The sequence below is a fragment of the Chromobacterium sphagni genome, assembly GCF_001855575.1.
Taxonomy (GTDB): Bacteria; Pseudomonadota; Gammaproteobacteria; order Burkholderiales; family Chromobacteriaceae; genus Chromobacterium; species Chromobacterium sphagni.
Window position 1 is genome coordinate 451,099 of sequence record NZ_MKCS01000001.1, and the last position, 15,047, is coordinate 466,145.

The following is a 15,047-nucleotide window of genomic DNA, read 5'->3' on the forward strand; positions in this document are numbered from 1 at the left end:
TCTGGGTTCGAACCAATCGGACCCTGCCATGCCTTTTTCACGCCTCGCGCCGCTGACCCTGGCGGCTTTTTTCGCCCTCTACCTGATCTGGGGCTCCACCTATCTGGCGATACGGATAGGCGTGGAGTCGTGGCCGCCCTTGCTGATGGCCGGCATCCGTTTCCTGCTGGCCGGCAGTCTGATGCTGGCCTTTTTGCGCTGGCGCGGCCAGCCGTGGCCGACGGCGGCGCAGTTGCGCGGCGCCATGCTGCTGGGCGTGTTGATGCCGGCGATAGGCAATGGCCTGGTGACGGTGGCCGAGCGCGAGGTGTCGTCCGGCGTGGCGGCGCTGGTGATCGCGACGGTGCCGCTGTTCACCCTGTTGTTCGCCGGTCTGTTCGGCCACAAGGCGCGCAAGATGGAGTGGGCCGGCATGTTGCTGGGTGTGGCCGGCATCGTGCTGCTCAACCTGGGCTCCAGCCTGCGGGCCAGTCCCCAGGGCGCTTTGTTGCTGCTGTTGGCCTCCGCCGGCTGGGCGCTGGGTTCGGCCTGCAGCCGCAAAGTGCCGCAGCCGGCGGGAGCGATGGGCAGCGCCTGGACCATGATCTTCGGCGGCCTGGCGCTGCTGCTGTCCAGCGTCGCCGTCGGCGAGCGGTTGCAGGCCTGGCCAGGCGCGGCGGGCTGGTCGGCCTTGCTGTACCTGACGGTATTCGGCTCCATGCTCGGCTACAGCGCCTACCTCTATCTGCTGAAAACAGTCTCCGCCGCGGCCGCCACCAGCTACGCCTACGTCAATCCGGTGATCGCGGTGCTGCTGGGAGCGGTTTTCCTCGGCGAACAGGTTGGAGGGCAGGAAATGCTGGCGATGGCGGTGATCGTGGCGGCGGTGGTGCTGATCAGCTGGCGGCGCTAGCCGCAACGCAAAACGCCGCCCGGTTTGGGCGGCGTGGCGGTTTCAAGCCGGGGCGCTGATCAGATGGCCTGCCACAGCGAAGGTTGGCTGGCCGGCGTCCAGCCGGCGCCGGCCCAAGCGGTGTGCGGCTGCAGGCAGCGGTACTTCTTGCCTTGGTAGCCCACTATCTGGCCCGCCTTGTAGGCCGCGCCCTCCACCCAGGCATCCCCCACCGGCGGCGTAACGCCGGTGTTGCCTTTCTTCAGGTCGATGTTGTAGGCGTAGCCCTTATAGCTGTCGTTGAGGTAGACGCGGTTGGCGGTGGCGTCCTTGACCGGGGTGATGGTCACGTTGCGTTGCTTCTGGTTCATCACGCCGATGCGGATGGACTGGGAAGCGGCGTTGACCTTGACCGCCAGCTCGTACGGCCAGTTGGCCGCCTGGCCGCTGGCGGCGGTCAGGTTGACGGCGTGGCTTTCGGCATCGCGGCCATGGCTGTCGAACACGCGCAGCGTGGCGCTGCTGCCTGCCGGCAGGTTTTCATGCGCGGCGACATTGCCGATTTCCTTCCAGGGATTGGCTGCCGGAGGCGGTTCCGGAGTGGTGGCGCCGCCGGAGAACTTCACGTCCGAGCAAGAGTAGAACGCCTCTTCGCTGTCGGCGCGCTTCCATACGTTGAAGATGATGTGCTGGCCGGTTTTGCCCTGCGGCAGCTTCATCGTCATCTTGTAGCGCTTGTTGGCGTCCAGCGGCGGATTGCCGTTGAAGGTGCCAAACAGCTCCAGGTCCGACCATTTCAGCGGCAGATCCGGGTTCCAGCCGTTCTTGGTGACGTAGAACTTGAAGTACTTGGTGGAGTGCGGCGCGCTGGCCTTGTAGACGAATTCGAAGTTGCCGTTGGCGTCCGGCACGATGGCGGAACTGGGCCAGTCGCGGCGCGCCAGGTTGAAGCCCTTGAACTCCGCCTTGCCGCCGCCGCACAGCGTGCCATCCGGCACCACCGCCTGGTGGTTGTCGCCTTGCGGATTCTGGTTGATGCCGTTCCAGTCATACATCGCCTGCGTGCCGCCCACCTGCCTGGCGGCTTGGCAGGCGGCGGTTTTCGGCGATTCCGGGCCTTCCAGGAAGCAGCTGTAGGTGCGGTTGACCGGAACCTCCATGGTCCCATGCGCCCACAATGGGGCGCTGAGGCAGCTTAGCGTCATCACGGCGGGGAGATGCCAATGCGTTTTCATGCGAACTCCTTGTTATGAGTGGTATGCAAGTGCCAAGTCAGCAACAGGACTGGCGGGGCTCATCAAAGTGGTTGATGATTTAAAATTCGATACAAATTTTAAACATTAGTTTACTAACTGGTATTAGTGCCAGCTTCCGCCCGCGCGCTCGTCCTGGCCTGATTCTTGCAGGGATCGCCATTCGCTTGACCTGTTCTCTCGGGCTGTTCCAGCCCAATCCCCACTTTTTGCCAATACAAATCAGCGTGCTGTCGTTTTGTTGCCATGCGGCGAATGTGAACAGGGGATGTCCTGAAAAATGGTATTGACGTGGTATTAATGTGGTATTAACGTTCGCAGTGTAGAGCCGGCATGATGGCGGCTTCGGGATACCGGCGACCGGAGACTAGGCTTACACTGCAATTTTCAGACCACTTGCAGACGACTATGGAAAACCGCTGGCTTGCATTGAAACCGGACGAAAACCTGAGTACCCCGCTGTATCTGCAGCTGTCGCGCAAGCTGGCCGACGCGATCAACGCCGGCTGGTGGCAGGCGGACGAGGCGCTGCCGTCGGAGCGGACCTTCTCGGAAGAGTTGGGCATCTCGCGCGTCACGGCGCGCAAGGCGATGGACGTGTTGCTGGAGCAGGGCATGATCCGTCGGCGCCAGGGCTCTGGCACCTTCATCACCCCCAGGCTGGAGCAGCCGCTGTCGCGGTTGACCGGCTTCACCGAGCAGCTGCGGCTGCGCGGCTTCGTGCCCTCGTCGGTGTGGCTGGAGCGCGGAGTGTTCGCTCCCAGCAACGAGGAGCTGATCCGATTGGGCCTGTCGCCGACCTCGATGGTGGCGCGGCTGAAGCGCCAGCGCTTGGCCGACGGGGTGGTGATGGCGATTGAAATGAGCACGATGCCGGTGGCGTATCTGCCGGATCCGCAGGCGGTGGGCACCTCGCTGTACGCCCATCTGGACGCGGCGGGACACTCGGTGGTGCGCGCGCTGCAGCATATCCGGGCGGTGAACGCCTCCGGCGATGTCGCCCACCTGGCCGGCATCCGGCCGGGCGAGGCGATGCTCTTGATCACCCGGATAGGCTTCAATGCCGACAACGTGGCGATCGAGCTCACCGACACTTACTGCCGCAACGATTATTACGATTTTGTAGCCGAACTGAAACGATGACCCAGAACCTGACCTTGCAGGGCCGCATCCTCACAGCCTCCGGCTGGATGGATGGCCGCGTGCACCTGGCCGACGGCCGCATCGCCGCGATAGACGCCGGCCTGGCTTCGGGCCGGCAGCCGGAACGCTACATCCTGCCCGGCTTCATCGACCTGCATGTGCACGGCGGCGGCGGCGTCGACATCATGGAAGGCGGCAACGCCATTTCCCATGTCGCCCGGCTGCATGCCCGCTTCGGCACCACCTCGCTCTTGGCCACCACCATGACCGCGCCGCCGGCCGAAATCAGCCGGGTATTGGCCGATCTGGGCCGCAACTGCAAGGAAAGGGCGCCCGCCGGCGCGCGGGTTCTGGGCGTGCACCTGGAAGGCCCGTACATCAATCCCGGCAAGCTGGGCGCGCAGCCGGACGACGCCTGTCAGGCGGCGATGGCGCAGATCGACGCCTACCGCGCGCTGGCGCCGGTCGCGCTGATCACGCTGGCGCCGGAAATCCCCGGCCATCTGGACATCATCCGCACGCTGAGCGCGCAGGGCGTCAGGATGCAGATGGGCCATACGCTGGGCAGTTACGAACAGGCCGTGGAGGCGCTGCAGCACGGCGCCTCCGGCTTCACCCATCTTTTCAACGCCATGACCGGCCTGCACCACCGCGAGCCGGGCGTGGTGGGCGCGGCGCTGGCGCATGCCGAATACGCCGAGCTGATTCCCGATTTGCTGCACGTGCATCCGGGCGCTATCCGCACCGCGCTGCGCGCCATTCCGCGCCTGTACTGCGTCACCGACTCCACCGCCGCCGCCGGCATGCCCGACGGCGAGTACAAGCTGGGTTCGCACTCGGTGACCAAGTGCATGGGCGGCGTGAGGCTGGCCGACGGCACGCTGGCCGGCAGCACGCTGACCATGGACCAGGCGTTGCGCAATCTGGTGCAGATCGGCCTGCCGCTGGCCGACGCTTCGCACCGGCTGTCGCTGTATCCGGCCGACTATCTCGGCCAGTCCGAGCGCGGCCGCATCGCCACCGGAGCATGGGCCGACATCGTGGTGATGGACGCCGATCTGAATTTGCAGCACGTCTACGTAGAGGGAGAAGAGATTGGCCTCGTTGATGCTTGAAGAAGCGCTGTACGCCGCCGAGGCGGTCGCCGCGCAACATATGTACGCCGATGAAGGCCTGGCCGCGCTGGGGCGCGAGCTGGCCCGCATCGCTCCCAAGCTGGCGCTGACGGTGGCGCGCGGGAGTTCCGATCACGCCGCCAATTACTTCGCCTATCTGGTGATGCAGCGCCTCGGCATACCGGTGGTGTCGCTGCCGATGTCGCTGGTGACGTTGCATCGCGCGCCGCTGGCGGTGGACGGCCAGCTGGCGCTGGCGGTGTCGCAGTCGGGCCAGAGCCCGGACCTGGTGGACACCATGAAGGCGCTGTCGGCCGGCGGCGCGCATACTGTGGCGCTGGTCAACAAGCAGCAGTCGCCGCTGGCCGCTGCCTGCGACTGGGCGGTGCCCTTGTGCGCCGGCGAGGAAAAGAGCGTGGCCGCCACCAAGAGCTATATCACCGCCTTGTCGGCGGTGGCGCGGCTGGTGGCGCACTGGCAGGCCGACGAGGCGCTGCTGGCGGCGCTGGCCAATCTGCCGCAGCGGCTGAGCGAAGCGGCCACCCACGACTGGTCGCGCGCGGTGGAAGTGCTGGCGCCGGTTGAACGCATCATGGTGGTGGGGCGCGGCCTCGGCTTCGCGGTGGCGCTGGAGGCGGCGCTGAAATTCAAGGAAACCTGCGCGATCCAGGCCGAGGCCTTCTCCGGCGCCGAGATCAAGCACGGCCCGATGGCGCTGATAGACGACGGCTACCCGCTGTTGATCTTCGCGCCGCGCGGGCCGGAACAGCTGGGGCTGATCGCCTTGGCCGAGGAAATGCGCGGCCGCGGCGCCCAGGTATTGCTGGCCGCGCCGGAAGACGTGGCCAGCCGCGACCTGACGCTGGCTGTGGCCGACGACGAGGCGCTGGACCCGCTGCTGGCGATCCAGAGCTTCTACCTGATGGCGGCGCGGCTGTCCGAGGCGCGCGGGCTGAATCCCGACCTGCCGCGCCATCTGTCCAAAGTCACCTGCACCCGCTGAGGACGCAGGCTTTCCACCGGGGACGCCGCGGCCTGAGTACGGCGCGGCCCCGAAATAAAAAGAATTGAATAAGGCATTCCGATGACCACGACGCTCGAATTGCTGGCCCCGTTTTCCGGTCCGGCGGTCCCGCTGGAGCAGGTGCCCGATCCGGTGTTCGCCGGCCTGATGATGGGCGACGGCCTGGCGATCGAGCCTTTGTCGTCCACCTTGCTGGCGCCCTGTAGCGGCGTGGTCAGCCAGTTGGCCCGCACCAGCCACGCGCTGACGCTGACCGCCGACAATGGCGCCGAGGTGCTGATCCACATCGGCATCGACACGGTCAAACTGGAGGGCCGCGGCTTCACGCCGCTGGTCAGGCAGGGCGACCGCGTGGCGCAAGGCCAGCCCTTGATCGAGGTGGATCTGGACGCGGTGGCGCGCCAGGTGCCATCGCTGCAGACCATGTTGGTCATCGCCAATTCCGAACAGTTTGCTTTCCCCCGCCGTGCCGAAGGCCTGCTCGCAGCGGGTCGTTCGCACTTCCTGACCCTGGCGGCTCGCGGGGATGTCTCCCTCCGCGAGTCCGCCGGCGGCCCGGAATGCCGCGGCGAAGCGGTGGTCCGCCACGAGGGCGGGCTGCACGCGCGGCCGTCGGCGCTGGTGCAGCAGGCGGCCAAGGCGTTTGCCGCCGAAGTCGCCATTGAATTTGGCGGCCAGCGCGCCAACGCCAGGAGCGTGGTGGCGCTGATGGGCCTGGGCGTGGCCGAGAGCGACCGCGTGGCGGTGATCGCCGGCGGCGCGGATGCCGCCGCGGCGCTGGAGGCGGTGTCGCAAGCGCTGCAAACCTATAGCGCCGCCGGCCATGCTCCCGCCGCGGCCATGGCGGCCGTAGTCGAGGTGGAAGGACGCATCGCCGGCGTCGCCGCCGCTCCGGGGCTGGCCATCGGCCAGGCGGTGCGGCTGGACGCCTTCGACATGCCGCTGCCCGAGCGCGGCCAGGACGCAGAGGCGGAACGCTCGCTCTTGGCTGCCGCCCAGCTGCAGGTGCGCGGCGCCATCCAGCGCGGCATAGATGCGGCGCTGCGCCGCGGCGCCACCGCCGAGAGCGACATTTTCGCCGCCCACCTGGCGCTGCTGGACGATCCCGAATTGCAGGCCGCGGCCGAACGCGGCATCGATGCCGGCCTGAGCGCCGGCTTGGCCATCCGCCAGTCCATCCGCGCGCAGTGCGCGGTGCTGTCGGGGCTGGGCAACCAGCTGTTGGCCGAACGGGTGGCCGACCTCAAGGATATCGAACGGCAGCTGCTGCGCGCCTTGTACGGCGACGCCGGCGCCGCGCCGGAGCTGTTCGCCGCCTCCATCCTGGTCGCCGATGACCTGGCACCGTCGGAACTGACCCGGCTGCCGCGCGAGCGCGTGGCCGGCATCCTGACCGCCGCCGGCGGCGCCAGCGGCCACGTCGCCATCCTGGCGCGGGCGATGGGCATTCCGGCGCTGGTGGCCTGCGGTCCGGCGGCGCTGGCGCTGCGGCATGGCCAGCAATTGATTCTGGACGCGAGCGCCGGCCTGGCCAATCCGCAGCCGGACGCGGCCGAACTGGCGGCGGCGCGCGCAGAAATCGAGCAACTGGCGGCGCGCCAGCGCGCGATGCAGGCCTCGGCCAACGCTCCGGCCATCACCCGGGACGGCGTGGCGATCGAGGTGGCGGTCAACATCGCCAACGCCGACGACGCGCGCGAGGGCGTGGCGCACGGCGCCGACGCGGTGGGCCTGCTGCGCACCGAATTCCTGTTCATCGACCGCCGTCAGGCGCCGACCGAAAGCGAGCAGACCGAAGCCTACCAGGCGGTGCTGGACGCGCTGGACGGCCGCAACGCCATCATCCGCACGCTGGACGTCGGCGGCGACAAGGATGTGCCCTATCTGCAGCTGCCGCCGGAGCCGAACCCGGCTTTGGGTCTGAGGGGCATCCGCACCGGCTTCGCCTATCCGGAGATGCTGGACACCCAGCTGCGCGCGCTGCTGGCGGTGAAGCCGCTGTCGCGGCTGCGCATCCTGGTGCCGATGATCGCCGACGTCGGCGAGCTGATCCGCCTGCGCGAGCGCATCGAGCAATTGGCCGCGGGGATGGGCGTCGCCGAATTGCCGCAACTGGGCGTGATGGTGGAGGTGCCGTCGGCGGCGCTGCTGGCCGACCAGTTGGCCAGGCACGCCGATTTCCTGTCGATAGGCAGCAACGACCTGACCCAATACACGCTGGCGATGGACCGCTGCAACGCCACGCTGGCGGCGCGCATCGACTCGCTGCACCCGGGCCTGCTGCGGCTGATCGCCATCACGGTGGAGGGCGCGAGGAAGCACGGCAAGTGGGTGGGGGTATGCGGCGCGATGGCGTCCGACCCGCAGGCGGTGCCGGTACTGCTGGGCTTGGGCGTGGCCGAGCTGTCGGTCAGTCCGCGGCTGGTGCCGGAGGTGAAGAACCAGCTGCGCGGCCTGTCGCAGCAACAATGCAAAATCGAAGCGGAACGCCTGCTGAGCCTGAGCTCGGCGCAGGCGGTGCGCGGCAGGGTAGTGGAGTTGTGGCCCGCCGCCTGAGGCGGGCATGAGGAGCGTTGGCGTGATGTGCTGGTGAGCCGCCGCGAGACAAGACGGCGCCAGATTAACCTGGGAGATATATGGTGAGTACTCTGAACAAGTTTGCCGGCATCCAGCAATTGGGGCGCGCCCTGATGCTGCCGATCGCCGTGTTGCCGGTGGCCGGCCTGCTGCTGCGGCTGGGCCAGCCCGACCTGCTCGACATCAAGATGATGGCGCAGGCTGGCGACGCCATTTTCAGCAACCTGGCGCTGATCTTCGCCATCGGCGTGGCGGTGGGCTTCGCCAAGGACAACAACGGCACTTCAGGCCTCGCCGGCGCCATCGGCTATCTGGTGATCACCGCGGTGCTCAAGACCATAGACGCCAAGATCAATATGGGCGTGCTGTCCGGCATCCTGTCCGGCCTGGTGGCCGGCGCGCTCTACAACCGCTACAAGGACATCGCGCTGCCCAGCTACCTGGCCTTCTTCGGCGGCAAGCGCTTCGTGCCCATCGCCACCGGCTTCGCCGCGCTGATCCTGGGCGCGGCGCTGGGCTATGTCTGGATGCCGGTGCAGAACGCCATCGACAGCACCGGCCACTGGATGATAGGCCTGGGCGAAGTCGGCGCCTTCGTGTTCGGCGTGCTCAACCGCCTGCTGATCGTCACCGGCCTGCACCATATCCTCAACAATATCTTCTGGTTCCAGCTGGGCGACTTCACCGACGCCGCCGGCAAGGTGGTGCACGGCGACCTGACCCGCTTCTTCGCCGGCGACAAGACGGCCGGCATGTTCATGGCCGGCTTCTTCCCGGTGATGATGTTCGGCCTGCCGGCGGCGTGCCTGGCGATGTACCGCACCGCCAAGCCAGAAAACAAGGCGGCGGTCGGCGGCCTGCTGTTTTCGCTGGCGCTGACCGCGATGCTGACCGGCGTGACCGAGCCGGTGGAGTTCGCCTTCATGTTCCTGGCGCCGGCTCTGTACGCGATCCACGCGCTGTTGACCGGTTTGTCGATGGCCATCATGCATGCCCTCAATGTCAAGCTGGGCTTCGGTTTCTCCGCCGGCCTGTTCGACTACGTGCTGGGTTTCGGCATTTCGACCCACCCCTGGTATCTGCTGCCGGTGGGCGCCGCCTACTTCGCGGTGTACTACGGCCTGTTCGTGTTCTTCATCCGCAAGTTCGACCTGAAAACCCCGGGCCGTGAGGACGGCGCGATGTCGGCCGCCGTCAGCGTCAAGGGAACCGAGCGCGCGCGCGGCTTCATCGCCGCGCTGGGCGGCGCCGCCAATCTGAAGAACGTCGACGCCTGCACCACCCGCTTGCGGCTGCAGGTGGCCAGCAACGACAAGGTGAACGAAGCGGCGCTGAAGGCGCTGGGCTCGCGCGGCCTGATCCGGCCCGCCGCCGGCAGCGTGCAGGTGGTGCTGGGGCCGGAGGCCGACCTGATCGCCGACGAGATCCGCAATGCGCTGGGCTCGGCCGCCGCGCCGCAGGCCGCGGCCGAGACGCTGGTTTCCGCCGCCGCCGCCAGCGGCGCCAGCATAGACAAGGGGCGCTGGGTCGCCGCGCTGGGTGGCGCCGACAATGTGCGCAAGGTGGAGGCCGTCGCCGGCAGTCGTTTGCGGGTGGAAGTGGCTGACAGCGCGCGCGTTGATCAGGCCGCCTTGCAGCAGCTGGGAGCCAGCGGCGTCACCGCGGTTTCCGCCACGCTGCTGCACATCGTCCTGCAGGGTGACGCAAGCCCCTACGCCGCTGTTTTGCAAGGGTGAAGGCGTAATTTCACCAACTCTTGATGTAGCGAGTTGATTACAGCGTCAAATCGGTGGAAAGTGACAGCGCAGGGCGGGAAACGGCCTGCGCTGTTTTGTTTTGCGCCCGCCCGTGGAATTTGCTTTTTCGGTGGCGAGGTTCAGACCATCGAATCGTTCATTGAGCTGTCACAAGCTGACAAGGAGACTTCATCATGGCAATCAAAGTGGGTATCAACGGTTTTGGTCGCATCGGCCGCATGGCGTTCCGCGCCATCGCCAAGGACTTCCCTGAAATCGAAGTGGTCGGCATCAACGATCTGCTCGACCCGGAATACCTGGCCTACATGCTGAAGTACGACTCGGTGCACGGCCGCTTCAACGGCGAGGTCAAGGTGGAGGGCAACAGCCTGATCGTCAATGGCAAAACCATCCGCCTGACCGCAGAGAAAGACCCTGCCAACCTGAAATGGAACGAGATCGGCGCCGACATCGTCATCGAGTGCACCGGCTTCTTCCTGACCCAGGAAAGCTGCCAGAAGCATATCGAGGCCGGCGCCAGGAAAGTGGTGCAGTCGGCGCCGTCCAAGGACGACACCCCGATGTTCGTCTACGGCGTCAACCATCAGAAATACGCCGGCGAGGCCATCGTCTCCGCCGCTTCCTGCACCACCAACTGTCTGGCGCCGGTTGCCAAGGTGCTGCACGACAACTGGGGCATCAAGCGCGGCCTGATGAGCACCGTGCATGCCGCCACCGCCACCCAGAAGACCGTCGACGGCCCGTCGTCCAAGGACTGGCGCGGCGGCCGCGGCATCCTGGAAAACATCATCCCGTCATCCACCGGCGCCGCCAAGGCGGTGGGCAAGGTGATCCCGGAACTGAACAAGAAGCTGACCGGCATGGCTTTCCGCGTGCCAACCTCCGATGTGTCGGTGGTGGATCTGACGGTGGAGCTGGAAAAGGAAGCCGACTACGCCGACATCTGCAAGGCGATGAAGGAGGCTTCCCAGGGCGAGCTGAAGGGCGTGCTGGGCTACACCGACGAGAAGGTGGTGTCCACCGACTTCGTCGGCAACACCGCGCCGTCCACTTTCGACGCCGACGCCGGTATCGCGCTGGACAAGACTTTCATCAAGGTGGTGGCCTGGTACGACAACGAATACGGCTATACCTGCAATATGCTGCGTTTCGTCAGGCACGTCGCGGGTTGAGCAGTATGTAAGGGAGAGTTGTTCTCTGTTCCGGCCGGCGCCCGCAAGGGCCCTGGCCGTTTTTTGCGCCTACTCGTCCTGCTGCAGCGCCGGCATCCTGGGCGAGACCGGCATGTCGATGATGATGGAGGTCTTGGTGTCGCCAAACTGCATCAGCCGGGCGATCAAGGCCTGCAGCGAAGGCATGGTGTCCACCGCCACCTTGATCATCAGTCCGCTGGTGCCGGTGATCGATGCGCATTCGATCACCTCCGGCGTATTGCGGATCTGCTCGATCACCAGGTAGTACTCCAGATGCTTGACTGTCAATTCGATCAGGCAGGAGATGGGCAGGCCCACCCGGCTGGGATCGATCTGAGCGCGGTAGCCGGTGATCACGCCGGCCTGCTCCAGCTTGGCCACCCGGTCGGCCACCGCCGGGGCGGAAAGGTTCACCCGCCGCGCCAATTCGGCGAAGCTGATCCTGGCATTTTCGTGCAGCGCAGCGAGGATTTTTCGATCAAATCTGTCCATGTTTCGATTCTAAGTAAATATGACGAAATAAACATCAAAAAAAAGGCAAAAAAAGAAAAAAACCAATGATTGAATGAGGATTGGCCGGCATTTGCTACGTAGAATGCAGCCCGTATCAAGGAGAAAGCGGCACGTCCCGCCGCGGTCTCCGTCCAAGATTGGTTGCGGATGAGCGAGTCGCTCGACCCCCTCATTTGAGACTGTCCTGGTGATCTCTTTGTCCCTGGTCTCTTGTCAGATCAAACGTTTTTGACGACGACCATTCCGGGTCTGCCCATTCGGCAGGCCCGTTTTTTTTTGTCTGGCGGTGGCGGGCCGGATGGAAGACAATCCGGGCGCGGGAACTTTCCAAGACATGTCATATTACTGTCATCAAGCGTTTGTATCCTTGCCACACAATCAAACGAGGATAGCCGAACCATGGCCGCCAATATCTTGCTTGTCGAAGACGAACCGGCGATTCAGGAGCTGATCGCCTTCAACCTGGCCCAGGCTGGCCACCATGTGTTGCGCGCCGGCACCGCCGAGGCTGCGCTCACGCTGGTGCGCAACGCGTTGCCGGACCTGGTGCTGCTGGACTGGATGCTGCCGGGCGCCAGCGGCGTCGATGTGGCCAAGCGCCTGCGCGCCGACGAGCGCACCCGCCATATACCCATCATCATGCTGACCGCCCGTTCCGACGAGCAGGACAAGATAGTCGGTCTGGAAACCGGCGCCGACGACTACATCACCAAGCCGTTCTCGCCGCGCGAGCTGCTGGCCCGCATCAAGGCGGTGCTGCGCCGCCGCGCGCCGCAAATGACCGACGACGCGGTGGACGTGCAGGGCCTGCGGCTGGACCCGGTCACCCACCGCGTCACCGGCAACGGCAACGTGATCGATCTGGGGCCGACTGAATTCCGCTTGCTGCACTTCTTCATGACCCATCCGGAACGGGTGCATTCGCGCGCCCAGCTGCTGGACCAGGTGTGGGGCGACCACGTCTTCGTCGAAGAGCGCACCGTCGACGTGCATATCCGCCGGCTGCGCAGCGCGCTGGAGAATACCCGGCACGATGGCCTGATCCAGACCGTGCGCGGCACCGGCTATCGTTTCTCCGTGCAACAGTGAGGCTTGATGCGCGAATTTCTGCAACGAACCCTGCTGTGGCTGGTGACCATCGTCATCATCAGCGGCGGTTTCTGGGCGCTGTCCTCGGCCACTGACGCGCTGCTGGCGCTGGCCATCGCGCTGGGCGCCTGGCTGGCCTTCAACCTCTACCACATCGCGCTGCTACTGCGCTGGCTGCGCCACCCGGTGCCGGAGCGGGTGCCGGATGGCTTCGGCGTCTGGCATTCGGTGTTCATGACGCTGTACCGCACCATGCGCAACCAGAGTCAGAGCAAGAAGAAGCTGACCCATGTGCTGGAGCGCTTCATCAATGCCGGCGAGGCGATGCCTGACGGCGTGGTGGTGCTGGACGAGCACGACCGCATCGAATGGGTGAACCCGATGGCGGTGGAGCATCTGGGGCTGGACCGCAAGCGCGACGTCGGCAACCAGATTCTCAACCTGATCCGCCAGCCGGCCTTCCACGGCTATATGAAGACCGCCAGCTTCAGCCAGCCGCTGGTGCTCAGCTTCTCCCAGCCGCGCGAACTGGTGATTTCGCTGCAACTGGTGCCGTTCGACTCCACCCGCAAGCTGTTGCTGACCCGCGACATCACCCAGCTGGAGCGGGTGCAAACAGTGCACCGCGATTTCGTCGCCAATGTTTCGCACGAATTGCGCACGCCGCTGACGGTGGTGGGCGGTTTTCTGGAAACGCTGGGCGACATGCCGGAAGTGGACGACCGCACCTTCCGCCAGTTCCTGCCGATGATGATGGAGCAATCGCGACGGATGCAGAGCCTGGTGGAGGATTTGCTGGCGCTGTCGCGGCTGGAGAACAGCCCCAAGACGGCGAGCTCGGAAAAGGTGGACATGCGCGACATGCTGGACACGCTGATGGTGGAGGCCGAAGGTCTGTCCCAGGGCCGCCATCAGGTGAAGCTGGCGGGCTGTTGCGACGCCGGCTTGTGGGGCAGCGGCCAGGAGCTGCACTCCGCCTTCGGCAACCTGGTGTCCAACGCGGTGCGCTACACGCCGGAGGGCGGCAGCATCACGCTGGCCTGGCTGGAGGAGGGCGAGCAGTTGCGCTTCTCGGTCAGCGACACCGGCATCGGCATTCCGCGCGAGCACATCCCGCGGCTGACCGAGCGCTTTTACCGGGTTGACCGCGGCCGCTCGCGCGGCAGCGGCGGCACCGGCCTGGGCCTCGCCATCGTCAAGCACGTGCTGGCGCGCCATCACGCCCGGCTGGAAATCAAGAGCGAGCCGGAGCGCGGCAGCACCTTCAGCGTGGTGTTCCCGCGCGAGCGCCGCAACGACAGCCAGGCGGCCTGAGCCATCTTCGATCCAGCGCAAGCCGCCGCGACAATTTCCTTGGCGCGGCGGTGTCGGCGCGCTACGATGTGGAACCCTTTACGTTAAGCAATCGCCTGGACCGCATCACCATGAACCGACTTCAAGCCATCCGTCCGTTCGGCCAACGCATCTGGCTGGACAACCTTTCCCGAGAACTGATCGCCTCCGGCGAACTGGCGCGCCTGCTGGCAGATGACGGCATCGCCGGCGTCACTTCCAATCCGGCCATCTTCTACAAGGCCATCAGCAGCGACGCGAGCTATCAGGGTGAGCTGGAGGTTCTGAAGCAGAATGCCGCGCTGTCGGCCGAGGCGCGCTACGAAACCCTGGTGGTGGCCGACATCCGCGCGGCCTGCGACCTGCTGCTGCCGCAGTATGAGTCCAGCCAAGGCAACGACGGTTACGTCAGCCTGGAGGTGTCGCCGGAGCTGTCCAACGACGAAGCCGGCACCCTGGCCGCCGCCCGCCGATTGTGGGCCGAGATCGGCCGCGCCAACGCTATGATCAAGATTCCCGCCACCGCCGCCGGCATCCGCGCTTTCCAGCAGCTGACCCGCGAAGGCGTCAACGTCAACATCACGCTGCTGTTCTCGCTGCCGCAAGTGGAGGCGGTGTGGGACGCCTACATTGCCGGCTTGTCGGCGCGCCTGGCCGACGGCCAGGCGGTGTCCGGCATCAAGGCGGTGGCCAGCTTCTTCCTGTCGCGCGTCGACAGCCTGCTGGACCCGCAGGTGGCCGAGCGGCATAAAGGCAAGGTGGCGATCGCGCTGTCCAAAGCGGCCTACGCCCGCTATCAGCAGCGCTTCCACGGCGCGGAGTTCACCAAGTTGCGCGCCGCCGGCGCCCGTCCGCAATTCCTGCTGTGGGCGTCCACCGGCACCAAGAACCCGGCCTACCGCGACGTGTTGTATGTCGAGAGCCTGATCGGCGACGAGACCGTCAATACGGTGCCGGACGCCACCCTGGCCGCTTTCCGCAACCATGGCGACGCGGAGCTGACGCTGCCGCTGGCCATGGACGAGGCGCAGGCGCTGCTGGCCGAGGTGGAGGCCGCCGGCATCGACCTGGCCGCCGTGGGCGAGAAGCTGCAGAAGGACGGCCTGAAGCTGTTTGAGGACGCGTTCACCCAATTGCTGAAGCTGACCGCCTGAGCCGGGCTGCGCGCAATGAAAAAGGG

At 66.0% G+C, this 15,047-nt stretch carries 12 protein-coding genes; 10 read left to right on the forward strand and 2 right to left on the reverse strand.

Annotated features, from left to right (window positions below):
• Positions 1-28: 28 nt before the first annotated feature.
• Entirely contained in the window at positions 29-892 is an 864-nt protein-coding gene (gene yedA, locus BI347_RS02190) for a drug/metabolite exporter YedA (RefSeq protein WP_071111436.1), read from the forward strand.
• A gap of 59 nt (positions 893-951) precedes the next feature.
• Here the strand turns inward: yedA and BI347_RS02195 are convergent, their stop codons facing one another.
• On the reverse strand, positions 952-2,106 hold the full coding sequence (locus BI347_RS02195) for a lytic polysaccharide monooxygenase (protein WP_071111435.1): 1,155 nt from the start codon (positions 2,104-2,106) through the stop codon (positions 952-954).
• A 426-nt stretch (positions 2,107-2,532) separates the two neighbouring features.
• On the opposite strand from BI347_RS02195, the gene BI347_RS02200 reads away from it, so the two are divergent.
• From BI347_RS02200 to gap, 6 genes are all read left to right on the forward strand, one after another.
• Positions 2,533-3,267 carry a GntR family transcriptional regulator gene (locus BI347_RS02200; RefSeq protein ID WP_071111434.1) on the forward strand — a complete coding sequence of 245 codons (735 nt, stop codon included), beginning with the start codon at positions 2,533-2,535 and terminating at the stop codon, positions 3,265-3,267.
• Positions 3,264-4,382: an N-acetylglucosamine-6-phosphate deacetylase gene (gene nagA, locus BI347_RS02205; RefSeq protein ID WP_071111433.1), complete on the forward strand. Its 1,119-nt coding sequence runs from the start codon at positions 3,264-3,266 to the stop codon at positions 4,380-4,382. The genes BI347_RS02200 and nagA overlap by 4 nt, the downstream gene beginning before the upstream one ends.
• Positions 4,375-5,385 (forward strand): SIS domain-containing protein, encoded by a 1,011-nt coding sequence (locus BI347_RS02210; protein WP_071111432.1) that lies wholly within the window; start codon positions 4,375-4,377, stop codon positions 5,383-5,385. The genes nagA and BI347_RS02210 overlap by 8 nt, the downstream gene beginning before the upstream one ends.
• An 81-nt stretch (positions 5,386-5,466) precedes the next feature.
• Entirely contained in the window at positions 5,467-7,962 is a 2,496-nt protein-coding gene (gene ptsP, locus BI347_RS02215; RefSeq protein ID WP_071115205.1) for a phosphoenolpyruvate--protein phosphotransferase, read from the forward strand.
• A gap of 80 nt (positions 7,963-8,042) precedes the next feature.
• On the forward strand, positions 8,043-9,719 hold the full coding sequence (nagE, locus tag BI347_RS02220) for an N-acetylglucosamine-specific PTS transporter subunit IIBC (protein WP_071111431.1): 1,677 nt from the start codon (positions 8,043-8,045) through the stop codon (positions 9,717-9,719).
• Positions 9,720-9,913: 194 nt separating this feature from the next.
• Positions 9,914-10,912, forward strand: a complete 999-nt coding sequence (gene gap, locus BI347_RS02225) for a type I glyceraldehyde-3-phosphate dehydrogenase (RefSeq protein WP_071111430.1) — start codon at positions 9,914-9,916, stop codon at positions 10,910-10,912.
• A 69-nt stretch (positions 10,913-10,981) separates the two neighbouring features.
• Here gap and BI347_RS02230 read toward each other — a convergent pair whose 3' ends face one another.
• Entirely contained in the window at positions 10,982-11,425 is a 444-nt protein-coding gene (locus tag BI347_RS02230) for an Lrp/AsnC family transcriptional regulator (RefSeq protein WP_071111429.1), read from the reverse strand.
• A 420-nt stretch (positions 11,426-11,845) separates the two neighbouring features.
• Here BI347_RS02230 and phoB point away from each other — a divergent pair, with 420 nt between their 5' ends.
• The 3 genes from phoB to tal all read left to right on the forward strand — a co-directional run bounded on the left by phoB (position 11,846) and on the right by tal (position 15,021).
• Positions 11,846-12,535, forward strand: a complete 690-nt coding sequence (gene phoB, locus BI347_RS02235) for a phosphate regulon transcriptional regulator PhoB (RefSeq protein ID WP_071111428.1) — start codon at positions 11,846-11,848, stop codon at positions 12,533-12,535.
• A 6-nt stretch (positions 12,536-12,541) separates the two neighbouring features.
• On the forward strand, positions 12,542-13,849 hold the full coding sequence (gene phoR, locus BI347_RS02240; protein WP_071111427.1) for a phosphate regulon sensor histidine kinase PhoR: 1,308 nt from the start codon (positions 12,542-12,544) through the stop codon (positions 13,847-13,849).
• Positions 13,850-13,959: 110 nt separating this feature from the next.
• Entirely contained in the window at positions 13,960-15,021 is a 1,062-nt protein-coding gene (gene tal, locus BI347_RS02245) for a transaldolase (RefSeq protein ID WP_071115206.1), read from the forward strand.
• Positions 15,022-15,047: the final 26 nt, after the last annotated feature.